19 protein-coding genes and 1 pseudogene are annotated in these 22,305 nt (G+C 52.8%); 10 read left to right on the top strand and 10 right to left on the bottom strand.

The annotated features are described in order from the left end of the window. Nucleotides 1-119: 119 nt before the first annotated feature. The 3 genes and pseudogenes from RIC19_RS24810 to RIC19_RS24800 form a co-directional block, all read right to left on the bottom strand. Nucleotides 120-251: a hypothetical protein gene (locus RIC19_RS24810; protein ID WP_350181086.1), complete on the bottom strand. Its 132-nt coding sequence runs from the start codon at nucleotides 249-251 to the stop codon at nucleotides 120-122. A gap of 31 nt (nucleotides 252-282) precedes the next feature. Next, entirely contained in the window at nucleotides 283-3,681 is a 3,399-nt protein-coding gene (locus RIC19_RS24805) for a T9SS type A sorting domain-containing protein (RefSeq protein WP_350181085.1), read from the bottom strand. A gap of 517 nt (nucleotides 3,682-4,198) precedes the next feature. Continuing rightward, a pseudogene (locus RIC19_RS24800) lies at nucleotides 4,199-4,288 on the bottom strand (tail fiber protein); the annotation flags it as partial. Between the two features lie 160 nt (nucleotides 4,289-4,448). Here RIC19_RS24800 and RIC19_RS24795 point away from each other — a divergent pair. From RIC19_RS24795 to RIC19_RS24780, 4 genes are all read left to right on the top strand, one after another. Next, nucleotides 4,449-4,793 (top strand): hypothetical protein, encoded by a 345-nt coding sequence (locus RIC19_RS24795; protein ID WP_350181084.1) that lies wholly within the window; start codon nucleotides 4,449-4,451, stop codon nucleotides 4,791-4,793. Between the two features lie 536 nt (nucleotides 4,794-5,329). Continuing rightward, the gene (locus RIC19_RS24790; RefSeq protein WP_350181083.1) at nucleotides 5,330-5,569 is read left to right on the top strand and encodes a FeoA family protein; all 240 of its coding nucleotides are present in this window, start codon (nucleotides 5,330-5,332) and stop codon (nucleotides 5,567-5,569) included. Between the two features lie 17 nt (nucleotides 5,570-5,586). After that, nucleotides 5,587-7,707 carry a ferrous iron transport protein B gene (gene feoB / locus RIC19_RS24785; RefSeq protein ID WP_350181082.1) on the top strand — a complete coding sequence of 707 codons (2,121 nt, stop codon included), beginning with the start codon at nucleotides 5,587-5,589 and terminating at the stop codon, nucleotides 7,705-7,707. A gap of 84 nt (nucleotides 7,708-7,791) precedes the next feature. Then, nucleotides 7,792-8,541, top strand: a complete 750-nt coding sequence (locus RIC19_RS24780) for a hypothetical protein (protein WP_350181081.1) — start codon at nucleotides 7,792-7,794, stop codon at nucleotides 8,539-8,541. A gap of 23 nt (nucleotides 8,542-8,564) precedes the next feature. Here RIC19_RS24780 and RIC19_RS24775 read toward each other — a convergent pair whose 3' ends face one another. After that, nucleotides 8,565-8,948 (bottom strand): hypothetical protein, encoded by a 384-nt coding sequence (locus RIC19_RS24775; RefSeq protein ID WP_350181080.1) that lies wholly within the window; start codon nucleotides 8,946-8,948, stop codon nucleotides 8,565-8,567. Between the two features lie 119 nt (nucleotides 8,949-9,067). On the opposite strand from RIC19_RS24775, the gene RIC19_RS24770 reads away from it, so the two are divergent. Next, nucleotides 9,068-10,282 carry a dipeptidase gene (locus tag RIC19_RS24770; RefSeq protein WP_350181079.1) on the top strand — a complete coding sequence of 405 codons (1,215 nt, stop codon included), beginning with the start codon at nucleotides 9,068-9,070 and terminating at the stop codon, nucleotides 10,280-10,282. A gap of 265 nt (nucleotides 10,283-10,547) precedes the next feature. On the opposite strand, the gene RIC19_RS24765 is transcribed toward RIC19_RS24770, so the two are convergent. Next, nucleotides 10,548-11,132, bottom strand: a complete 585-nt coding sequence (locus RIC19_RS24765) for a DJ-1/PfpI family protein (protein ID WP_350181078.1) — start codon at nucleotides 11,130-11,132, stop codon at nucleotides 10,548-10,550. A gap of 31 nt (nucleotides 11,133-11,163) precedes the next feature. After that, nucleotides 11,164-11,913 carry a DUF5995 family protein gene (locus tag RIC19_RS24760; RefSeq protein WP_350181077.1) on the bottom strand — a complete coding sequence of 250 codons (750 nt, stop codon included), beginning with the start codon at nucleotides 11,911-11,913 and terminating at the stop codon, nucleotides 11,164-11,166. 263 nt (nucleotides 11,914-12,176) lie between these two features. On the opposite strand from RIC19_RS24760, the gene RIC19_RS24755 reads away from it, so the two are divergent. From RIC19_RS24755 to RIC19_RS24745, 3 genes are read left to right on the top strand one after another with little or no spacing between them, the layout of a single operon-like run. Beyond that, the gene (locus RIC19_RS24755; protein ID WP_350181076.1) at nucleotides 12,177-13,460 is read left to right on the top strand and encodes a S28 family serine protease; all 1,284 of its coding nucleotides are present in this window, start codon (nucleotides 12,177-12,179) and stop codon (nucleotides 13,458-13,460) included. 14 nt (nucleotides 13,461-13,474) lie between these two features. Then, nucleotides 13,475-14,557 (top strand): energy transducer TonB, encoded by a 1,083-nt coding sequence (locus RIC19_RS24750; RefSeq protein ID WP_350181075.1) that lies wholly within the window; start codon nucleotides 13,475-13,477, stop codon nucleotides 14,555-14,557. Between the two features lie 9 nt (nucleotides 14,558-14,566). Further along, nucleotides 14,567-15,478, top strand: a complete 912-nt coding sequence (locus RIC19_RS24745) for an alpha/beta fold hydrolase (RefSeq protein WP_350181074.1) — start codon at nucleotides 14,567-14,569, stop codon at nucleotides 15,476-15,478. 10 nt (nucleotides 15,479-15,488) lie between these two features. On the opposite strand, the gene RIC19_RS24740 is transcribed toward RIC19_RS24745, so the two are convergent. Further along, nucleotides 15,489-16,736 carry a hypothetical protein gene (locus RIC19_RS24740; RefSeq protein ID WP_350181073.1) on the bottom strand — a complete coding sequence of 416 codons (1,248 nt, stop codon included), beginning with the start codon at nucleotides 16,734-16,736 and terminating at the stop codon, nucleotides 15,489-15,491. A gap of 60 nt (nucleotides 16,737-16,796) precedes the next feature. Then, on the bottom strand, nucleotides 16,797-17,684 hold the full coding sequence (locus RIC19_RS24735) for a DUF5694 domain-containing protein (RefSeq protein WP_350181072.1): 888 nt from the start codon (nucleotides 17,682-17,684) through the stop codon (nucleotides 16,797-16,799). A gap of 248 nt (nucleotides 17,685-17,932) precedes the next feature. On the opposite strand from RIC19_RS24735, the gene RIC19_RS24730 reads away from it, so the two are divergent. After that, entirely contained in the window at nucleotides 17,933-18,976 is a 1,044-nt protein-coding gene (locus RIC19_RS24730; protein ID WP_350181071.1) for a sensor histidine kinase, read from the top strand. Further along, entirely contained in the window at nucleotides 18,961-19,659 is a 699-nt protein-coding gene (locus RIC19_RS24725; protein ID WP_350181070.1) for a LytR/AlgR family response regulator transcription factor, read from the top strand. Before RIC19_RS24730 ends, RIC19_RS24725 begins: the two co-directional genes overlap by 16 nt. 35 nt (nucleotides 19,660-19,694) lie before the next feature. Here RIC19_RS24725 and RIC19_RS24720 read toward each other — a convergent pair whose 3' ends face one another. Both RIC19_RS24720 and RIC19_RS24715 read right to left on the bottom strand, forming a co-directional pair. Further along, the gene (locus RIC19_RS24720) at nucleotides 19,695-20,948 is read right to left on the bottom strand and encodes a tetratricopeptide repeat protein (RefSeq protein WP_350181069.1); all 1,254 of its coding nucleotides are present in this window, start codon (nucleotides 20,946-20,948) and stop codon (nucleotides 19,695-19,697) included. Next, complete coding sequence (locus RIC19_RS24715; protein ID WP_350181068.1) at nucleotides 20,945-22,282, bottom strand: AAA family ATPase; 1,338 nt, start codon at nucleotides 22,280-22,282, stop codon at nucleotides 20,945-20,947. The genes RIC19_RS24720 and RIC19_RS24715 overlap by 4 nt, the downstream gene beginning before the upstream one ends. Nucleotides 22,283-22,305: the final 23 nt, after the last annotated feature.

Raw genomic sequence — 22,305 nt, 5'->3', positions numbered from 1 at the left:
CAAGTTCTTAAAAACGGGCAGGCACTTAGCATCACTAGTGGATGGATGCGTAAGTGCCTGATCGTAAAAGCTCGGGAAAGCCATGGGCCTTAAGCGTAAAACACGCCGTGTTTTTCGGACTAGCGTTTGTCAAGTATCAAATGACGGGTAAGCTGGTAAGCCCGGTAAAGGTTGAGGTCAAGGTTGAGCGCCTGCGCGATGGCTTCCTGGTGGGAATAGCAAGCTATTGCTCCCGCCAGCAGGCCCCGCATGGGCTCAACCTTAACCTTGTCCCCGACCACCCTACTGCCGCACGATCTTAAGCACCTCCCGGTAGCCCTGCGCACCGCGAAATTCCAGGAAATACAAGCCTCTGGGCAGATTACTGCTGTCCCAGTTGTGGTTGATCGTGCCGGCGGGCAGCTGTAGCTGTTGTATCGCCTGCCCGAGCTCGTTGCGCAGTACCGCAGTGGCTTCTACCTGCAGGGGGCGTTCAAAATCGAGAGTGAAAGCACCACTTGTAGGGTTAGGAGATACTTTGGCACGCTGTAATGCCGACAGGGCGGCAGGTGTGGTATCTCCCCCGGTCGTCGGTATCACTAAGTTCGACGTCGAATTGACGTTGCCAAAAGTAGCTGTAGCCTGGCCGTTGGGGTCAATCGTGAAGACCGCGAGGCCCATTTCCACGCACTGCTCCATAGGCAGGTACACCTGATGGAAGAGAATCCACTGACTGCTATTTTTGTAGAACCCCCGGATCCAGTTGCCCTGCCGCACCAGGCGGAGCATAGTCGGGAAAGCCGCAAAGCTGTTGCCAGAGCTGCGGGCACCGTTCGTCGTGTAGCGGGTCTCGCGCCGCAGTAAGTTGGTCAGGTTGGTATAGATTGCGGTCATCTTGGCACCGGGGGCGCTGCTCTCCCGGATCATCAGCCCGGCATAGCCACCACTTACGCTTTCGATCCGGGCTTGTATGCCGCCGTTGCCGCAGAGGGGCAGGGCAGCGAAAGCCATTTCGTCAGCAGTATTCGGGAGGAGGTTGTAGCCCCCGGAAGTGATCGTAAACCCGCCCCCGTTGGCTGCGCAGGGGTCGAAACTATAGTCGCTGCCGCTGCCCGGATTGCCGATATCGTTAGCCGACCACTCCGCGGGCAGGGTATTGCCGACTGACACGGTTACGTCAGCGATGCAGTTACCGGTTCTTCCACTCTGATCGCTTACCGTTACCTCCACAGGGAAAACCATCCCAACATCCTGGCAATCGTAGATTGTAGCGGGGAAGTCTACGGAAATAATACCGCAGTTGTCGCTGCTGTTGGCCGCATCGTAGACATCGCCCTCCTGCAGGGTGTAAGTGCCGTCAGCCTGTATTTGGACTGTAGGGCTGAGGCATAGAGCGGTAGGGTCGATATCATCCTCCACGGTGACGGTAGCCGTACAAGTGGCCGAATTGCCGTTGTTGTCGGTCACGGTGAGCGTTACGGGATTGGGGCCTGTCTCAGTGCAGTCAAAGCTGGTTTGGGATAAGGAAGTGGAGGCGATCCCGCAGGCATCGTTAGACCCATTGTCTACCGCCGCGGCGGTGGTCGAGCCGTTACCGTCTGCATCGAGTTGTACGGTCACATTTTGGCACAGGGCCGTGGGTACGACGTTGTCTTCAATCGTAACGGAGGACGTACAAGTGGCCGGATTATCGTTATTATCGGTCACGGTGAGGGTCACGGCAATGGGGCCTACGTCCGCGCAGCCAAAGCTGGATTGGGACAAAGAAGTACTCGCGATCCCACAGGCGTCGCTGGATCCAGAGTCGACGTCCGCCACGGTGATGGTGCTGTTCCCGGCCGCATTCAGTTGTACGGTCAAATTCGTGCACAGGGCCATGGGTGCTACGTTGTCCTCCACGGTGATCTTAGCATTACATGGGCTACTCGCTTGACCATCACTGACGGTGAGCACGACATCCGTTGTCCCTAACTCATAAGGCCCCGAAGGAGCCACGCTAAAGGTAAGCATATCCAGATCCGGATCACTGGAACCATTATTGAAATCGGCAGCTACCGCAATGCCCTGGCAATCGGTATTGGTGTTCACGGTGACATTTTTGCAAACGGCTGTGGGCGGTTGGTTGGGAACGCAGCTATCCGCTGGATCGACCACCGTCACGTCCACCGTACACTCCGCGGTCAGGGTCGCCTGGTCCGTTACCGTCAGCGTGACCGGTACAGGGGCACCGATATCGCTACAGCTAAAGGCGGTAGTGCTGAGTTCGAGCGTCACCCCGCCGCAGGCATCGGAGCTGCCCCCGTCCAGGTCGGCGGTGGTCAGGCTGGCGTTGCCGCCGACGTCCAGGGCCAGGTGCCGGCTCGTGGCACCGGGGCTCAGGATGTAGGTGGTGAAATTAAGATCGTTGATCGGCGTCTCCCAATTGTTAACAGCCCCGAACTTATAGTAGAGCGTGCCACCGGCATAGGGGCCGCCGACGCCAAGGGCCGCCGTTTGGATGCGATGGTTTCCCGTGGAGGACAGGAATAGGGCATAGGAGGTTCCGGCATCGATCGCGACCGGGGCGTCGAATATAAAGGGAACGGCCGCTCCATTCACATCTACATTGGCAAAAGTGGCCGTTGCCTGCAATGTTTCCGGGGCGCTGGGATCGAAGGTGCCGGTCGGCTTGTAGAGATTAAGGGTAATCGTTCCGGGTGTAGTCGTGCTGAAGATCTCCACATCGATCCGGGAAAGGAGCCCCGTCGCGGTCGCCTGAAAGGTTTGCGCCGCGAAAATACTACCGCCTAGATCGAATGGTGAATCAGTAGATCCCGGGAACAGGGCTGTCTCGACCTGTACGTCCACGGCTTCGCCCAGGCAGATGGCGGTTGGGGCTTCGCTATCGCCGTCGCAAGGATCGGCCGGAGAAATGGTGATCATCGACTGGAAATCGGAAAACGTAAGCTCACTGAAGGTATAATCAACCGTTAGTGCATCATTAGGTGCCATGATGTTGAACACGGACATCCCTAAACCCATTTGGGCCCCGGAGGCGCTAGTGGCGAAGTTGGTAGTGGAGCTTACGGGGGTGAGACTGGAACTGGCGATGGTAATTTCACCGGCTGCGTTTTCAAATGCGGCCCAAACGGGATTGACTACCACCGAACCATCAGCGACGTTATCGATAGCGGACGTAAATGGAAATGAATCAAATATATTAAAGAAGTCAAAGGCAGGTGTAAAAACAGGCGGAGTAATCAGTGGGCTGGACTGATCAACTCCCGAAAAAATCAATATTCGGACCACCTCCCGCGGAGCGATTAAATTCCGGGAGTAATCGATATTGATCGGGAAAGTTTGGGCAGCACCGACATCACCAAGTGGAAAGCCGACGTAAGCGGACCCCCAAGAACCTTGCGATTCTCCATACGAAGTCATCGCAGCAGTATTAGCTCCATAAGATGCTGTACCAGTAAGCGATGGAGGGGGGGCGCTATTTACATCATAAGCCAGGAAAACGAATACATAGGCATCATCCGTGTTCGCAGGAACGGTGACGGAGGGGAGGACCAGCGTGCCATCCTCATCAACGAATTCCGCCCCGATTGAATTGACGAGTTGAACTTGTCCGTAGGCGGGTACCGTCACAGCGGCCAGCAATAAAGCGACATAAAAAAGCAGCGCTGAGCAGCGAGCGTGAAAGGGAGTAGCGTGAGGCATAGTCGTTTGTTTTTAGGAATACGGATTAAGGCTACCGCGGGTACGTATTGCGGTAGCGAAAAAATGAGTTTAACAAATCGGTTTCGCCAACAGCGGCGATGGTAAAAAGAGGAAGTAAACCAAGTGGGGGAAGTTTAAATCAATAGTAAGTGCTTGGACACATTTAACTTACACTTTTTATGACGGCATCTTTTTTGTCCATACTTCGTTAAAAAGCCTCGCCGACACTACGGTGTCGTCTACTTTTTTCGCCTCGTCTGGAGCAAAAAATCTGCTCGGTCAAAAAAGGAACTTAATTATGTCCAAGCACTTAGCGCTAAACCAAATAAATTACTCCGTTAGACGGCACGATGCGGTTAACAGGGTCATTAGTTAGGATAAATAGCACGCTTCAAAAAATAAAAGTATTAATATCCGGAAGAAAAAGGCAGAAACTAGCCCAGAATGTTCTGAACGGCAGCAAATTTGTTCTGAATGGTAATCTCCGGAGTGGTTTCCAGCGATTTTTCAGACTGCAGCCCCCGTAGGTGGTCCCCAGGATGGAAAATAAGGCTTGGTGCTCCGCGATAGACAGTAACTGCCCGTTGCACAAAGCCCAACCCGGGGGGCGAAGACGCCGGCATCAAGTCTATTAGGTATTTTTTGGTTAAAATCTATTATCTGGACGTAGTCTAAATAAAACTTTTGCCATTTTCGCGTTGTCAGTAAGGAAAGCATGATTGCGATAGCAGGCGAATACTTGCTGCCAATAAAACTTATGAAAGGCTATGGACAAAGAAAAAGGAATAGGGTACAGTGCACTGATCAATGACTTCATTGAGGCGCAATACGAGGAGGAACGGCTCGCAGCGCTACCGGACCGCCCGGAAGACCTGATGCCTGAATTCACCACCGTTCATACCGAAGTGGTGGAACGGGATGGGTTGTTTATCGTGAATCTGGTCTATGTGAGCATTGAGGACCCCGCTGTGCTCCTGCGTGTGCCGGCGCGGGTGTGCCGAAATCAGAAGATTGCCGAGATCATTGCTTCTTACAAATGCCGGTTGTGCGCTTGCGATCAGTGCATCCCGTTGAAGATTGGGGTGGAAGACTTCCGGTTTTCGGATAACTAGTGGCTCAAGTCCTAGATCCAAGCCTTGCCCTTTTGCCCGCTGATGTAACCTGAAAGCCTCGCCGTAGCTTCGGCTACGCCTACGTTTCCAGGCTTCTTCAGCGAACAAAATTCCGGCGGCTTAATTATCAGAGACTTAGAACTTGAGCCACTAGTGCTTTGTCAAGTTTGAAAAGCTGGGTGTTTATAGATGAGCAGAAAGGGCATATCCTGTGGCTGGGGATAACATGCGACTTCTCCGAAGTCGACCTCCTGTGGTGTTGCTAAGGTTTAAAAGGTATAACTTCTCCGAAGTCTTACAATGCTTACTGGCTTGGCTCCACGCTTTATTTCATATTTCACAAAGCGCTACACCGGGCCAAAGCTCCTGAAAACTACAAGGCTGAGGCTGTTTGTACCTAGCGTTAGGTATAAAGCCCACCGCTATTAGGTATTTTTGGTGCTGAAGTGATAATTATCACTACACTCGCTGATCTGACCTTTTAATTTGGTGTTACTTTTGTGTTCTATTATTTGGATTAAATAAAAAGAAAGGGCGTGGTAGCAACAGTAGGGCAGCAAAACGAACTCAACCAAGCCAAACCGGGCTTGAAAGGCGAAGTCTCCCATTTTTCCAATGAGCGCATTGGCAGTAAGCTAATGGCGATGGGGGTATTGCCAGGTAGCAAAATTGAGTATATCCGGAAGGCCCCATTCGGTGGCGGTTGCTATGTGAAGGTGGACAACTTTTTGCTGGGGCTACGCAAAGCAGAGGCAGCGAGTATTGTGTTGAAGTAATCAGGCATCCTTTCCCAATGACAAAGACTTTTACAGTAGCCCTGTTGGGGAATCCCAACTGCGGCAAATCATCGCTTTTCAATCAGCTGACAGGTTTACGGCAGAAGGTGGGCAACTTCCCGGGCATTACTGTTGATAAGAAAATAGGCAAGTTCGCGCTGCAGAGCGGGCAGGAGGTCAGTATCATTGACTTTCCAGGGACGTACAGCTTTTACCCTACTTCTATCGACGAGCGCATCGTCGTGCAGTCGCTTTCCAATCCCAATGATGAGAATTACCCGGATGCGGTAGTCTATGTGGCTGACGTGACCAAACTGGAAAAGCACCTGTTGCTGCTAACGCAGTTGCGGGATCTCGGGCTGCCGCTCATCCTGGCCCTTAACATGGCGGATGTTGCGGAGCAGCAGGGGCTGGAGGTTTCATTGGGGCTTTTGAGTAAGCGCCTCGGCGTACCGGTGGTCATGCTGAGTGGCCGCACGGGGGCAGGTATTAATGACCTGAAAGTGCTCCTTGAAGCCGTGATTGCCCAGCCGGGGGCGTACGCCACAACGCAACCATTTTTTACGATGAGCGAGCAGGAAATGGCTGTGGCTCATGCTGCCAGAGCGATTGTGCCGGGGGCCAATACCTATCAGGGGCTGCTGGTTGCTCATCATTATGAGTGGCTGCCTTTTTTGTCAGATGCACAGCGTGGCCTCGTGAAAGATATTGCCGAGCAGCACGAATTCGTATCGCTACGTTCGCAGGTCGACGAGACGATGCAGCGCTTTGACCGGTTTACGCCCGTCGTGAAAAAGGCGCTTAAAGCCCCGGAGAGTCAGGGTAGAGGGATGACCGAGCGGCTCGATGCTGTGCTCACGCACCGTGTTTTTGGGCCACTGATCTTTTTTGGGCTGATGCTGCTGGTTTTTCAGGCCATTTTTGCCTGGGCGGGTACGCCTATGGACTGGATTGAGGCCTTCTTTACCTTTGTGGGCGATCAAGTCCGCAGTACGCTTCCTGCCGGTTGGTTTACCGACTTGCTCACCGATGGCATTATTGCCGGGCTGGGAGGTGTGCTGGTGTTTATCCCACAAATCGCCATACTTTTTTTGCTGATTGCCATTCTGGAAGAGGTGGGTTATATGGCCCGCGCAGCGTTCATGTTTGATCAGGTGATGCAGTCCTTCGGGCTGAACGGGCGCAGTATTGTCGCCCTGGTTTCCGGTGGTGCCTGTGCCATTCCGGCCATTATGAGCACCCGTACAATTGGCAACTGGAAAGAGCGGCTGATCACCATTTTGGTTACGCCATTTATCAGTTGCTCGGCCCGTATTCCGGTGTATACCGTGCTGGTGGGCTTTGTCGTGCCGCCGAAGGTGGTGCTGGGCATTTTCAATCTGCAGGGACTGGCTTTCATGGGCTTGTATTTGTTAGGTATTGTGAGTGCGCTCGGCGCGGCTTATGTGTTTAAGCTCATCCTCAAAACCCGCGAACGCAGCTTCCTGATGCTCGAAATGCCGGAATACAGAGTGCCGGTTGCCCGCAACGTGGTGCTTACCGTTTGGGAAAAAGTGCAGTCGTTTGTGGTAGAAGCCGGTAAGGTTATTTTGGGCGTTTCTATCGTGCTCTGGTTTCTGGCCAGCTACGGCCCGCCGGGCGAGATGGCTGCAGCAGAAGCCAGCGCCCGGTCATCGGCCGAACAGCTCCAAATGGAGGCGGCCGAGCGGGATGATCTTATTGCCTCCCGAAAAATCGAAGCTTCCTTTGCCGGGCATATCGGTAAAGCCGTGGAGCCGGTCATCCGTCCGCTCGGCTATGACTGGAAAATTGGCATTGCGCTGATTACTTCCTTTGCGGCCCGCGAAGTGTTTGTGGGCACGATGGCAACGATCTATAGCATCGGCTCGGCGAGTGATGAATTCACGGTGCGGGAGCGCATGGCACAGGAGCGCAACCCACTGACCGGAGCACCGGTCTACAATACCGCGACAGCTTTGTCCTTATTGCTGTTTTACGTGTTTGCCATGCAGTGCATGAGTACCGTCGCGGTGGTCAAACGGGAAACCAAAAGCTGGAAGTGGCCGGCTATTCAGTTTGCTTTCATGACGGGGCTGGCTTACCTGAGCGGCTTGCTGGCCTATCAGTTGTTGAGTTAGAGCCAAAATCTGGCATACCTGGAAGGCCGGCAGTTGTCCCGTCCGTTCCTAATGCTTAACTTGGTGGTCTAAAATTCACTACGCATGAAATACTTGTTTGCTCTTGCCCTTTTGCTCATCACACTTAAGGGTTTTTCCCAGGATTCTACTGCACAATCTGTAGAGATTTACTCCACCAACGGAGGCGAATTTATTTTTTCTTTCGCTAATGTTGATGTAGATGGTGCAGATGCCTCTGGCATTCTTCGCTTCTCGGGCTTTTTCCATGTAGGCCAGAAATGGCATTTTGATTTCGGCAATAACTTTGGGCTGTATACCGGCTATGGTATCCGGAATATTGGGTTTATCACAGAAGACGATGGAATATCTATTGAAGAGTTTGCCGATCAGATCGAGGCAGGGGACGATGTGAAGATCAAGCGCCGGGCTTACACACTGGGGATACCTGCAGCTTTTAAGATCGGCAACTTTGACCGCAACGCTTTTGTGTACGCCGGAGCAGAACTGGAACTGTTGTTCAACTACAAAGAGAAACTCTTCATTGATGACGACAAAGAAGACAAATACAATGAATGGTTTAGTGACCGTACCAACCTGCTGATGCCTTCGGTATTTGGAGGGCTGCAGTTTCCGGGCGGTATCAACCTTCAGTTTAAGTATTACTTGCTCGACTTCCTGAATCAGGACTACACGGAGCGGGTAAACGGTGTGAATGTGATGCCCTACGAAAACGTCGACAGCCGCCTGTTTTACCTGTCGGTTTCTTTTAATATCGGCGGGGGAGACAACTTGTTTTCCAGTGAGCCACCGGTACAACGGCGTACCTCATTTTAGAAGGCTGTAATCTCAACACCCTCTTAGTCATAAGCGAGCACCTCCACAAGATAGGCCCCGCTATAGCCCAGGTCTTTGAGCTCGCTGCGCATATCTTCGGCTTCCTGCCGGGTACGGAAGCATTCCTTGGTTTCCACTACCCAAACCTGCTCGCAAGGCCGGTATCGGGCCACGAGATACTTGTGGAAAGGATAATCTCTGGGGTGGGTGAATTTTAGGATCGCCACCTGCACTTTGTACTGGGTCACGGGGGTGGTTTCGAACCTGGGCAAAGCTGGTTTGGAAGACGCCCCTTTATCGTACATCACCGGGATTTCATCGCAGTAGGAAGGGCGATTTTGTGCCTGGCTCAGGGCAGGGAACAGAAAAAAGCTTATCAGAATTGTAATAAGTTTGGCTACATTCATGAGGACCTGATTGTGGTGTCACGGCTTCTTGTCTATGCATTGACGAAGGCAAAATAACGATTTTATTATAAATAATAGTGCAGGCCTTTTATCTTCCTGCTACAATTAATCCATCATTTATGAACCGATTTCTGTTGCTACTGTCTTTTTGGGGGTTTAGCCTGACGCTGATTCCTGCCCAAACGGGCGATGCGCTGCGCAAAAAAGCGGATAAACTGGCCCACCAATTTATCATCACAGATGGGCACGTCGATTTGCCTTATCGTTTGCGGGTACAAAACTTCCGCCTGGAGCGTGAATATCTTGGAATCCCGGTAGAAACGGACAAAGGGGATTTCGACTACGTACGTGCCAAGGCCGGCGGTCTTGATGCCCCGTTTATGTCGATTTTTATCCCGGCTTCCCGGGAGGATAATGGGGCCAAAGCCCTGGCTGACTCCCTCATTGATATGGTCACAGGCATCACAGAAGCCCATCCTGACAAGTTTGCGCTGGCCCATTCTCCCGCCGCCGCTGAAGCGAACTTTAAAAAAGGCCTCATTTCCCTGCCTATGGGCATGGAAAATGGCTCGCCGATTGAGCGTAAGCTGGAGAATGTGCAGTACTGGCACGACCGCGGTATCCGCTATATTACCCTTACCCATAGCAAAGACAACCACATCTGCGACTCCTCCTACGATACCACCGGTACCTGGAATGGGCTGAGCCCCTTTGGGGAACAGGTAGTCCGGGAAATGAACCGGGTGGGTATCATGGTCGATATCTCCCACGTCTCCGACAGCACCTTCTGGCAGGTGATGGCCCTTACTGAGGTGCCCTGTATTGCCTCTCACTCCTCCTGCCGGAAGTTCACCCCGGGCTTTGAGCGCAATATGAACGACGATATGATCCGCCGCCTGGCAGAAAACAGAGGGGTGATACAAATCAACTTCGGCTCCACTTTCCTCGATGGGGAGGTGCAAAAACGAATGGATGAAAAGCGGGCGGAACTGACGAAGCTGCTGGAGGAGAAAGGCCTGAGCTACGAAGATGAAGCTGCTAAGCCCGTGATTGACCAATTCCAGGAAGATAATGAAGTCCTCATGGCGGATGTGAAAACAGTGGCCGACCATATCGATCATGTGGTGAGCCTTGCAGGCGTAGACTATGTGGGCTTTGGGTCCGATTACGATGGAGTAGGGGATACCCTGCCCACCGGCCTTAAAGACGTATCCCAGTACCCTAATCTGATTTACGAACTTCTGAAGCGCGGTTATTCCGAATCTGACATCGAAAAGATTTGCTACAAGAACGTATGGCGGGTTTGGAATGCGGTAGAAGCGGCGGCGGAGTAGGCAGGGGCTGAATCAGGCTTCGCCTTCCAGCTGGTAACTTTTGGGTACTAGACTTGATACCTTTTTTCAGCCACTTGGCTCGGGCTAAGCTCCTAAAATACCGGTAATTACCGGGACGCGTGGTTGAAAATAGCTCATTTTCCTCACTACACTGACCCGACGCATCAAGTCTACTTAGCGCGTGTCGTGATTTTGGTCTTCGAGTCGAAAACCAGCAATTTTTTGATTAGACGTCGCTCAGCTTTTTTAGATCAAAAGAGCGCTTTTACCCTGCTCTATTTGAGGAATGCCACTGGCCATATTCAATATACCGGGCAATCTTGTCGGCTGCCGCCTTGCCCTGTAGCCGTCCTACCAGGTAAAGCGCTCCATCAATGCCGGAAGACACGCCTGCAGCACTGACGATTTTGCCGGAGTCCACGTACTTGACGCCGGTCAGGACCTCCGTCTGAGGGGCTTCGCGACGCAGCCGGTCTGTTTCACCGTGGAAGGTGGTCGCTTTATGCCCCGCCAAAAGCCCGGCAGCAGCGTAGTAAAAAACGCCGGTGCATACGCTGAATAACACCTGGCACTCCTGCGCCCTGCGTTGTATCCAATGAAGGACATCGGTTTGTTGTACAGCTGCTTCAGAGTTGCCACCAAAAGTGGCGAGTATGTCCACCGTCGGGCAGTCGGTAATATCGTACTGCGGCAAGATTTGTACGACCCCCTGACTGACTACCGGGCTTTTATCTCGAGCTACGATGAATACCTCCCACCCGGCATTTGTGAATACCTCAATGGGCCCTGCAAAGTCGAGGATTTCCATACCCTGATGGATGAGCGCAGCAATACGTAATGGCTTTGACATAAACATTCGGATTGTTAAAAGCAATTCGAGCCTACCGGCGCAGGGCTTCGATGATATCACCAACATTCGGAGACTCAAAGGTCTGTACGAGCCGCAGCCCATTGCGCAGTACCCACCCGGGCGGCTGTGCAACCCAGGCACCCAGCTGATGAACAACCTGGTCTGCTTGCTGAAGGCGGGCATCGTAGGCTGCACCCTCAAGCCGCCAAAGCTCACAAGACAGCTCCCAGGAAAAGGCACGGGCTTTGGACATGCTAAAGTTGATGACTGACTCATCCTGGTCTTTGCCCAGCCAGTCGAGGAGGAAAAACAAAGGAGAGACCCGGCTTAGCCGGTCCTGTAATTCGTTTACAAGGCTGGCCAGGATATCGTTGACCTTTGTGAAATCACTTTTTAATGGGAGCAGCGGCTGGCCTTTCATCAAACTGCTGGCTGCGATCGCCAGGTCATAGTTGATGTGGGCATTCATACCCAGCAAAATATGTTGAATGATAGCCAGGGGTGCATGGGTGCCTTCAAAAGCGGTAGCCCAGCACTGGGCTGTTGGCGCACCTTGCCGCCAGTTTTCGTAGGCATCGAGGTAGAGATTGGCAAAGGCTACATCAAACCGCTCCATGCGCAGCCCATCTTCAAAGGATTTGTGGGCAATGGCGCGTTGCACCTGATCGGTGGTCCGCCGGTAAATAAAAGCGAAAAGCCCTGCGGGGTCGTTATTGGCAATAGAGGTATTGATAATGCGGTCCAGCGCATTAAGGACCTCTGTAATGGTTGTTGGGCGCATGCTGCTGGGGTTATTTACCGAAAAAATACAAAAAAGCTTTGATATATGTGTGAGGATTGCCTTGAGCATGAACAATCATTTGCCGACGGGTACAAAACCAGCCCACCTGTCACGCTCACTCCGTGCATTATGCCGGGTTACAGATACCTGCAGCCGGATTTCATCCGGAGCCAGGGCGGTTTCCCAAATGTAGGCCCGCGCCTGTCGCACCGATGTCCGCCAAAAATTCTATTTTTGCCCGACAAGTCCAAAACCAAATCACCATGCGGAATACGATTTTTTTTGTTTTCCTACTTTTCCTGCCTTTTATTGGCCACACCCAATTCAGCACCTTGGAGCAACGGTTGTACGAGCTGCCCGATGTGCTGTTCAAGTCCATAGAGGCGCCCGACGGCTTCGAATCGGCCTACGAGCTGCACATCAGGCAACCCATCGACCACGAAAACCCGGGGAAAGGGCATTTCTACCAGCGGGCCTATTTGTCGCACCGCGGCTTTGATGCCCCAATGGTAATGGCTACTGAGGGCTACATGCGCCCCTCCAATCGCATGTACGAGCTCACGGGCTACCTAAACGCGAATCAGGTGGATGTAGAGCACCGCTATTTCGGGACTTCTTCTCCAGACTCTCTGGATTATACCCATCTCAACCTGAAACAAGTCACTGCCGATTTGCATCATATCCGTACCCTGCTTGGGAAGCTCTACACACAGCCCTGGGTGAGCACCGGCATCAGCAAAGGCGGGCAGACGACGATTTTCTACCGCTATTTTTATCCTGATGATGTGGCCGCAGCTGTCCCATACGTTGCTCCCCTCAACCTGGAGCTGACCGATGACCGGATTTATGAATTCCTGGCCAATGTAGGCACGGAGGAGTGCCGAAAAGACATTCGTGAAGTCCAGATGCGCGTACTCAAAAACCGCGATGCACTGCTACCGCTACTGCGCTGGCACGCCAAAGGTGCTGGGATGGAATTTAACTACCTGAGCCTGGAACAAGCCTTTGAATACGCAGTACTGGAGTACCCCTTCTCTTTCTGGCAACTGGGGCACGACTGTGCTGGCATCCCCGATGGAGGGGCAGATTTAGAGGTATTGCTGGACCATTTCGTAAGCGTAGTCGGGCTGGATTTTTACTCAGATGCTTCCATGAACGGCTATGCTTCCCACTACTGGCAGGCCGGTGATGAAATGGGCTACTATGGGTTTCAGACGAAGCCATTCAAAGGCTTGCTCAAAGTGATAACCGAGGAAGAGCCTACTGCTATTTTTATGCCCGGTAAAGCTCCGATGAGCTTTGACCCGGCTTTTGTGAAATCGGTCTACAACTGGACGCAGCGCGAGGCTGAGGAGATGATCTACATCTATGGTACCATTGACACCTGGACTGCTACCGGCGTGCCTGTTTCCGATAAAGTAGATGCGAGGTGGTTCGTCATGGAAGGCAAGGACCACGGCAGCGCCCGTATTCGCAATATGAGCGAGGCAGAGCGGGCGGCGCTCCTGGAAACCCTGGAGCAGTGGATGAATGCAAGTGAAAATTAAAAGAGAAAAAAGCTATGAGGATTTGTCTGATTTTTCTGGCGCTGAGTTTCAACGCCATCCTACTGACCGCACAGGACGCACCGGTAGAGGATACCACTATTTACCGGGCGTTGGAACGACCGCCTCGTTTTCCGGCCTGTGAAGAGCTGGATACGACGCTGGCGGTCATACAGCAATGCGCAGAGCAGTCGTTGCTGGAGTTCATGTACGGGAATATCCGTTATCCGCAAGAGGCACGGGAGCAAAACCTGGAAGGCAACGTGGTCGCTACCTTTGTGGTGGAAAAAGACGGCAGCCTTTCCAACCTGTCTGTACTGAAAGATATTGGCGGGGGCGCCGGCCCGGAAGTGCTGCGGGTGGTGGAAGCCATGAATAACGCAGAAATCCGCTGGGTCCCTGCGCAAAAAGAAGGAACTCCCGTCCGCTTCCAGTATACCCTGCCTATTAAATTCAAGCTGGAAGAAGCGCTGCCTTATACGATGGTTGGCAGGGATTCGGTTTATACCGTTTATGATACCCCACTTGACTTTACGGGCGGGGCAGAGGAGCTACGTGCTTATCTGGAGGACAACCTCAAATATCCCGCTGTGCCGGAAGATACCTGCATCGTTGGGCGGGTAGAGTTGCAACTACTCGTGCGCCCCTCCGGCGAGGTCCGCATTCTCGATCTGGTCGACTACAACGATCTGGGCTTTGACTTTTGGTACGAAGCAGTGGATGCGGCAACTTCTACTTATGGTAAATGGGATGTAGCCACCTACGAAGGCAGAGCAGTCAGTGCCGCATTTGACCTTAGCCTGCCCTTTATCCCGGAGGCGGCCTCCTGTGCTACGTTGGTGGAAGAATACGAAGCCGCTAATAAGCTCGCACAGGAAGGCGCACAGTTGTTTGCCGAAGAAAAACAGGAGCTGGGCCTTGCCAAACTGACGCAGGCCATCGGCATGTTCCCCCAAAACGCGGAGTTCCTGCTCATGCGCGGGCAGGCCTATATGGATATGCAGCGCTACAATGAAGCCTGCTCAGACCTGCGCCTGGCGCGGTCTATTGCACTGGTCACCTGGTACGATGCGATACTGCCCATCATTTGTCAACAGTAAAAAGAGGGTATGAAAAAATGGTGGTGGATTGCGGTATTGGCTTTGCTGTCGGCACCCTTGATTTGGAACTATCACCCCGAGCAGCCGGTAGAAGACCTGCGGGCTGCTTACACTTACCCCGAGTCTGACTTTACAGAAATAATGGGCATACCGGTGCATTACCGGCGGTTAGGGGAGGGGTCGGTCTTGCTCCTCCTGCACGGTACAGGGGCCACCCTGCATACCTGGGAGGGCTGGACGGCTGAGTTGCAGGATTCCTTTGAAGTCATTAGCGTCACCCTTCCTGCCTTTGGGTTGACAGGCCCTCGTCCGGACGGGGATTACTCCATCCCTGCTTACGTGGATTTTGTAGAGGCTTTCGCCAAAAAGCTCGGGCTGAAGCAGTTTCACCTTGCCGGCAATTCTCTGGGCGGCTTGATTGCCTGGGAGTACGCTCTGAGATACCCGGAGCGGGTACAAAAACTGGTCCTGCTGAACGCCTCGGGCTGGCCCCGGGATCAGGAAATGCCACTGGCTATGCGCCTGGCCCGTAAGCCGGTCTTCAGGCAGTTGTTGCAGCGCATTACGCCTAAAGCCCTCTTCCGGAAGTCTCTCCAGGAAGTGTACGCCAATCCTGACCGAATTTCGGATACGCTGGTGGACCGGTACTTTGATCTCTTTCTGCGGGAGGGCAACCGCCGGGCCTATGTGCAGCGCTTAAATCAGTCTTATCAGCCCGATCCCCATCAGCTTTCCGAACTTAACATTCCCACCTTCATACTCTGGGGTGAGCAGGATGCCTGGATTCCCGTGGCGGATGCGTACCGGTTTGACGAGGTACTGCCCAACAGTCAACTCCTGATTTATCCGGATGCCGGGCATGTGCCTATGGAGGAATGGCCGGCGCGCACGGCGGAGGATATCCGGAGCTTCCTGCGATAGTGGGTTGCTTTTAGGGCTTCACGAGTGGGGTGCCTGCATAATCAGCCGGTAGCAGGAGTTCATAATCGAACCCGTTTATCAAGGCTTGCAGGCGCTCCGATTCAGGTGGAGCAACCTGGCCATTAGCGACCGCTTCCCGGATCGGGCGGAGGTCAATCAGCGCAAAATCATCCTTCCGGGCTTGCAGGATCAGGGGCAGATTTTGGCTATAGTATCGGTTCCGTGTTTCGAGCAAATCGACCACTTCCCCTTTTTCATCATGGTAGTACCGGTTCCATACCGCGATGTTTGTGCTCTTTTGTCCTGCTTCGCTTGCAAGCCTGTGGGTGAGTTCCCCCAGATCCAGTTCCCCACCTGATTTCACCTTGCTGGCGTGCAACCGGCCGATTTTTACAAAAACTTTGGGTGCTCCATGCCGGTCGTACTGTTTTTGAAAATTGTTCCTGATGTACTGCACCCGGTCCCCGTGTGAGGCACCGCCCCGGTAGCGGTCGTAAATATCCCAGCTGATTTTCAGGTCGTTCAGCAGAGCTTCGGCTTCCGGGGAATGGGCTTCCAGGGCACTGAAATAGGCTTGTACCGCTGGCTCTTGCAAAATGCGCCCAAATACAGGGAAGCCTTCATCGTCCTGATCTTCCTGTATCATCCACTCCCGGATAGTGGCAACGGCGGCTTGATGGAGTGCTGTGGGCACGTCCTCGGGTTCCAACTGGCTTTGCAGCCAATCTAGCAAAAAGAATACCGATGAAAAATACTCCTGATCCAGCCCCCAAATGGAAAAGCCTTCCCGGCGAAGTGCCTTGAGAAAGGCGACATCTTCCTGCAGTTCAAAAAAGGGCATGGGTACGTCAGCGATAGCTTTAAACTGGTACTGCTCATAGAATGCGGCGAGGTTGGCCGGTATATTTTCGGGTACTTCGGTCAGTTGTTCCAGGTACTGTGCAGAATGAGGCCCGATTTCGCACGCAAAGTGCCGGAAACCGTTTGTGCGGAGCATGGGGGCCAATTGTTCCACAAAGCGGGACAGGGTAGGGGAGCCGTGGGTTTCTCCCAATACCAGGATTTGGGCAGCTTGTACCGCCTGTTCGAGCGTTTGAGCCCCTTCACCGGTAAACCCTTCCGGCGTAAGTTGGAAATAGTGCGTATGGGATGCGACAAAGGCACTGTCCAGTACGGGCAATGCTGAGGTTGGGATGCTGGTTTTGGGAGTCTGACAGGCCCAAACCACGAATAAGGAAAAGAACAACAGGTATTTCATCAGTGTAGAATTAGTGCCCGGCAGCCTTTATGGTCGCCGGGACATGGTCAGTCGGGTGATTTATCGAACGGTAAAGTCGTTCAGGCTGTCAAATTCTACTAATTCATAACGGGGGGAGCACTCGTATAGCCAGCGCAGGATGCCCATATGCCCGGCCCCAAAGAGAATAAGTACCCGGTCATTGTCCTGAATATCCAATTGCTGGATTTTATGGAAAATACGCAGGTTGCGGTTCATCCAGAACATGGACAGCGCATCTGGTCCTTCAAAGGCTTCTGAGTCAAACTGCCCTCCGGAAATGTACGCCCCGAAGTAACGATCGATGACTTTGTCCTGATTGAGGTACAGGAAGTTTTCCAGCAGGGTGTTGTGCGGCATTTGTTTGTCGCTGTAAACGTACCATTCATTATACCGCTTCATCCACTCATCTTTACCCCCAAAGTAATGTCGGTCGCCAACCCTTTTAATGTATTGATCGGCCTCCGAGTCTCCAATTTTGTCATGCAGATCGCCTAGTAACTCCCATGCATCGCAGCCGTAGATCGTATCCAGCCCCAGTTGGTCCATCAGGCGAATGCCGACCTGATCGCGTTCATTGGCATAAAGTTCCTCTTCGCCTTTTTTCCAGCGGCGGTAGCGGTTCATGAGGTAGCCGGTGTTGGCACCCGATTCCACGATGATTTTGGTGGGCTGAAACTGGGCTATATAATCCAGGAGTTCCTGCAATTCAGCCTGTCGTTTGGGTGTGAAAATATTGATCTTATCCTCTTCTTTGGTTTTGTATTCGTCCAAACCGGGATAAGCAAAATGCCAGGTACCCATAAGCAGCACCTGAGGTACCTGCCGGTCGCCAATGAGAAACTCGTCCGGCCCCTTGTAGGGCATCTCCTGGGCGGTGCAAATTTGCAACAGAAAACAAGCGATTAAAAGTGGGAACAGATATTTCATTGGTTGAGCATGTTTTGGATTAAAAATGTTGTTGCTTGCGGCTGACAGCTACAAAAGTGCGAGTGCGCCTTCCACCTTCCAATTGCAATCGGTAACCCGGAGGATTTCCCCGGTCAATCCCAAATTTCAAAACAGTGGGCATTCACCGGGCAATCCGGCGCATTCACCGATAGAATCTCCCTGCCAGCCTATCCTTCGGGGGCATACTGCCCATGAATTGCTTAGTTTTAGCCTAAAATTGATCCGGGATGAAACCTAAATACGGCGTTTTGCTCATCTGGAGTGTGGCCTTTTTTCTGGTGTACGTGGAGCTCAGCGATGTTGCCAACAATGGCATTCAAAGCTTTGTGGATACCTGGACCAGCCATAAGGGGGTCTTACTGTCGTTGTCCTCCCTGATTGCGGATATTCTGTATGCCTTTGGTTGCTATTCTGTGCTTTTTTGGCTTAAGGGTAAGCCAAACCTACTGCTTGGTGTACTGCTCGTTGGGGTTTATCCACTTACCGCTGCTATTCGGTTTCTGATTGAGGAGGTGCTGTACCTGCGCTGGTTTGGCTTTGACAACTACTACGATCAAATGAGCACCGGTGCTTACCTGCTGGACAATTTGTACTACGCCATCCCATTTTCAGCCGTAGGTATTGTGTTTTACTTCTCGCAGTATTCCCGCTTCCGGGAGCGGCAAAGCCAGGAGTTGCTGATTCAAAACCAGAAGACGGAGCTGGCTTTTTTGAGGTCGCAGATCAATCCACATTTCCTTTTCAATACTCTGAACAATGTCTATACCCTGGTCTACCAAAAATCAGACAAGGCACTCGAAGCCATGGAAAAGCTGACGGGCCTGCTCCGGTACGCTTTGTATGAGAATGCTGAGCAGGTGCCTTTGGAACGGGAAGTGAGTTACATTGAGGACTTCATCAGCCTTCAGCGTCTGCGGTACGGGTACGAAGTGCAGCTGAAACTGGAGATATCCGACAACCTTGACGGGCTGGTCATCCCTCCATTTGCGCTCATCCCCTTTGTGGAGAATGCCTTCAAGCACGGCGAGCTGCGGAATCCGGAGCACCCGGTGGCCATCCGGCTGGAGCGTACAGCAGAGGCTTTGGTCTTTCACACCCAAAATGCCCGGCGGGTGCAGCAAAAGGATCAGGTGGGTGGCATCGGCCTGGCTAATATCCGCAAACGCTTATCTTTGATTTATGAAGATCAGCATGAGTGGGCCGTCGAAGCAACCCCAAACCGATTCGAAGTCACCCTGAAAATCCCCATTGCCCTATGCTCCGATGTGTAATAGTGGATGATGAGCCCCTGGCCATACAGTTGCTGTCCGAATATGTCCGGAAAACTCCGGATATGGAATTGGCAGAGGCTTTTTCGAACCCCATTGAGGCTTTGCAGTACCTGCAGGGGCAGACGGATTTGCTGCTTTTTCTGGATGTGCAAATGCCTGAGCTCACCGGCATTCAGGTGATGAAAATCCTGAATCAGCGCCTTCCGGTCATCCTCACCACCGCTTATGAGCAATATGCGCTGCAAGGATACGAACACAACGTGGTGGATTACCTGATGAAACCGATCTCTTATGACCGTTTTTACCAGGCCGTGCAGAAGGTGGAGACCGGTGAAAGGAGTCTGTCCTCAGAAGCTCAGGAGGCAGAAGTGAGCACCTCCTACCTATTTGTGAAAACGGAATACCGCCTGCAGCGCGTCGACTACGCTGATATTGCCTATCTGGAAGGGCAGGGCGACTATGTGGCCATCCACACGCCGGCCGGCCGTATCATGACATTGGAAAACATGAAGCATTTTGAAGAGGTGCTGCCGCCAGCTTTATTTGTTCGCACCCACCGGTCCTATATCGTATCCATTCCCAAAATCGACTACATAGAGCGCAACCGGGTGGTGATTGGGAAGGAGCGCCTGCCGATTAGTGAGGGGTACCGGAAGAGCGTGATGGGTAGATTGAAAGGGTAAGTGGATCGGCCACTCTTGGCCTCTGCCAAATCCACTCAAAAAGCTTTCGCATCCTGCCCAATCAGATAATTCGCCACCCAGCCGTAAGCGAATATGCCCAGTGCGAAAACAATGATCAGCCAACTGCCGAGGGAGGGGACGAGCGCTCCAATAATGCCAATAGCTGCCAGTGCCAGGCTGTAAATGGTCAGGGAGCGCCGGGCTTTGGTGCCTTCACTGACGGAGAAAGTGCCACCGGCAGGGACTAGAAGCAATCCAAAAACAAGGCCCAGAAAGAGCAGTTGCCCGGCATCGCTAATGAAATAGCCCGCCAGGGAGAGTACTGATAACCCAACCAGGCCACCAGCGATATTGGAGCCCATTTTTTCATCTTCTGTCAGGGCGTGCTTACCAATAGGATGAAGGCGTAGGAATAGGTTAGCTATCGGGATTGCAATCCAGGAAGACAGCGCAAACAATACGTACAAGGCGATAATCGGATAGAGCAAAGGTGCCAGGGAGGGGTTATTCCGTGCCACACCCAGTACCACCCGGTAGATGATATACGCACCAATGACCACCGCCCAGCGGTTTTGTTCATTCAATTTAGCCATCCAAAGGAAATACTTCAGGATGCCGCGGTAGAAGATGTTCTCCCCTTTGATGGCTTCCTTAAGGCCCGAGCGGGCATACTCGTTATTGGGGTTCAGCCGAAGGGCTTCCCGAAAGTTCTGCTGTGCCTCCTTGAAACGGTTTTGCTCAATAGCCACCCACCCCCGGTTGGCGTGGGAGTAGCTGTCCTCGGGGGCTTTATGCAGGGCATAGTCAATGGTCTGAGCGGCTTCGGCTTTGCGGTTGAGCTTGACCAAGGCCTGCGCGCGGATATTGACCAGGCTGACATTTTCGGCGTCTTGTTCCAAGCCTTGCTCAGCGGCATTCAAAGCTTCCTGCCACTTCTCTTCGTAGAAAGCCACATGAGCCAGTAGCAGGAAAAAATCCGAGTCAGCTGGGTTGAGTTGTAGCCCCTGCCGGATCATTTCCCGGGCTTTTCGGGTATCCTGATTATAAAAATAGGCCCTCGCCATCGTGTAGAGCAGGAAGGGGTCATTAGGCGCATGCCCCATGGCCCGCTCGCCCAGGTTCAAAGCTTCTTTATAGCGCTTGCTGCTCAGGTAACATTCGGCCAGCCAGGCCATCGCGTAGGCATCATTTGGCGATTGGCTCAGGGCTTGTTTGAACTCCTGTTCAGCATCAGCCAGCCGTTTTTGAGCCAGGAGCAGCTTGCCCCGTTCGAGGTGGATATTGGTCATTTCTTGATCTTGAGGTAATCGAGGATTTCATCATAAATACTGGCTTCGTTGGCAAAGAGGGCGTAGTTCTTGGCGGTGCTAAACCACTCTTTGGTCGTTGCGCGGTGTTGCTTGATGGCCTGCTCAAAGTCTTTCGTTTGTAGCGGCTCCGGTACGCCTTTGCGGATAGCTTCCTCCAGTTTGCCCTCAATAGCACGGTCGATAATTGCTTCCAGGTCAGCCCCGGAGAATTCGCCCGTTTTTTTGACCAGCTTTTGGTAATTCAGCTCACTAACGGGCTTGCCTTTAAGTTTGAGCTTCAGGATGGCTTCCCGGGCTTCGGCATCTGGTGGCGGTACAAAAATAATACGGTCGAAACGGCCTGGCCGGCGGAAAGCTGCGTCGAGGTGCCAGGGGGCATTGGTTGCGGCGAGTATCAGTACACCTTCGTTGTCGTATTCCACGCCGTCTAGTTCGGAAAGGAACTGATTGATGACATTCCGGCCGGCACTGTGGCGCATATCCGACCGGCTGGCGCCCAGGGCATCCACTTCGTCAAAAAAGAGAACGCAGGGCTTGAGGCTGCGGGCTTTTTGGAATATGGCGTGCAGGTTGCGCTCGCTTTGCCCGATGTACATATCAAGGATGTCACTAATGCCTACGGCCAGAAAGTTAGAGCCGACCTCGCCCGCTGTAGCGCGTGCCAGATGTGTCTTGCCGCAGCCGGGAGGGCCATACAGTAGAATGCCACCGCCAATTTTCTTGCCGTACGCCTGATAGATCTCCGGGTGCTTCAGCGGGTGGAGAATCTTCATGCGTACTTCCTCCTTGACCTGTTCCATACCGCCTACATCCTCAAAGGTGGTATCGGGCCGCTCGATGTCTATGCTTTTGTCCTGATCTTCTTCTTCGGCACTACCTGTTTTCAGCTTGATGCGTTCGGGTTCAGGTTGATCCTTAATCTGCATATTGATTTCTGACTCGAGGTAGGCATCGCTGAGTTTTTCATTGATGGCGATGGCATTTTCGTAGGCTTCCTTGGCCGCTTCTGCCTGTTGGCTTTGTAGGAGGAGCTTCGCGTAAATCAGCCACGCTTTAGCCGGTGGGGTAGGGGCTTCTACCATTTCCTCAATAAGGACCAGTCCTGAGCCGGTCTTCTGTTGTGCACGGAAGGCGTCTGCCAGGCCAATTTTCAGATCGGTGTCGTCCGGAGCAATACGGAGGGCGGCTTTATATTCAGCTTCGGCTTCTTCGTGCCGGTCGTGCTTCATGAGGGCGTTGCCCAGTAGCTTTCTTAAAGGTAGATTGTCAGGAGCGCTCTTGAGGGCTTCGCGTAGTTGTTGTAATTCGTCCATGCGGTCTTTTCTTCTTTTTGGGA

The organism is Phaeodactylibacter sp., from assembly GCF_040219495.1.
In the GTDB taxonomy this organism is placed as follows: domain Bacteria; phylum Bacteroidota; class Bacteroidia; order Chitinophagales; family Saprospiraceae; genus Phaeodactylibacter.
This window is presented reverse-complemented; position numbering and strand designations above follow the sequence as displayed.

What these genes read in the sequence shown, in the direction of transcription:
- RIC19_RS24730 (WP_350181071.1), top strand. Translation starts at nt 17,933, where the DNA reads ATGAAACCTAAATACGGCGTTTTGCTCATCTGGAGTGTGGCCTTTTTT.
- RIC19_RS24750 (WP_350181075.1), top strand. Translation starts at nt 13,475, where the DNA reads ATGAGGATTTGTCTGATTTTTCTGGCGCTGAGTTTCAACGCCATCCTA.
- RIC19_RS24775 (WP_350181080.1), bottom strand. Translation starts at nt 8,948, where the DNA reads ATGAATGTAGCCAAACTTATTACAATTCTGATAAGCTTTTTTCTGTTC.
- RIC19_RS24780 (WP_350181081.1), top strand. Translation starts at nt 7,792, where the DNA reads ATGAAATACTTGTTTGCTCTTGCCCTTTTGCTCATCACACTTAAGGGT.
- RIC19_RS24735 (WP_350181072.1), bottom strand. Translation starts at nt 17,684, where the DNA reads ATGAAATATCTGTTCCCACTTTTAATCGCTTGTTTTCTGTTGCAAATT.
- RIC19_RS24715 (WP_350181068.1), bottom strand. Translation starts at nt 22,282, where the DNA reads ATGGACGAATTACAACAACTACGCGAAGCCCTCAAGAGCGCTCCTGAC.
- RIC19_RS24720 (WP_350181069.1), bottom strand. Translation starts at nt 20,948, where the DNA reads ATGACCAATATCCACCTCGAACGGGGCAAGCTGCTCCTGGCTCAAAAA.
- RIC19_RS24745 (WP_350181074.1), top strand. Translation starts at nt 14,567, where the DNA reads ATGAAAAAATGGTGGTGGATTGCGGTATTGGCTTTGCTGTCGGCACCC.
- feoB (WP_350181082.1), top strand. Translation starts at nt 5,587, where the DNA reads ATGACAAAGACTTTTACAGTAGCCCTGTTGGGGAATCCCAACTGCGGC.
- RIC19_RS24795 (WP_350181084.1), top strand. Translation starts at nt 4,449, where the DNA reads ATGGACAAAGAAAAAGGAATAGGGTACAGTGCACTGATCAATGACTTC.
- RIC19_RS24765 (WP_350181078.1), bottom strand. Translation starts at nt 11,132, where the DNA reads ATGTCAAAGCCATTACGTATTGCTGCGCTCATCCATCAGGGTATGGAA.
- RIC19_RS24740 (WP_350181073.1), bottom strand. Translation starts at nt 16,736, where the DNA reads ATGAAATACCTGTTGTTCTTTTCCTTATTCGTGGTTTGGGCCTGTCAG.
- RIC19_RS24755 (WP_350181076.1), top strand. Translation starts at nt 12,177, where the DNA reads ATGCGGAATACGATTTTTTTTGTTTTCCTACTTTTCCTGCCTTTTATT.
- RIC19_RS24770 (WP_350181079.1), top strand. Translation starts at nt 9,068, where the DNA reads ATGAACCGATTTCTGTTGCTACTGTCTTTTTGGGGGTTTAGCCTGACG.
- RIC19_RS24805 (WP_350181085.1), bottom strand. Translation starts at nt 3,681, where the DNA reads ATGCCTCACGCTACTCCCTTTCACGCTCGCTGCTCAGCGCTGCTTTTT.
- RIC19_RS24760 (WP_350181077.1), bottom strand. Translation starts at nt 11,913, where the DNA reads ATGCGCCCAACAACCATTACAGAGGTCCTTAATGCGCTGGACCGCATT.
- RIC19_RS24810 (WP_350181086.1), bottom strand. Translation starts at nt 251, where the DNA reads ATGCGGGGCCTGCTGGCGGGAGCAATAGCTTGCTATTCCCACCAGGAA.
- RIC19_RS24725 (WP_350181070.1), top strand. Translation starts at nt 18,961, where the DNA reads ATGCTCCGATGTGTAATAGTGGATGATGAGCCCCTGGCCATACAGTTG.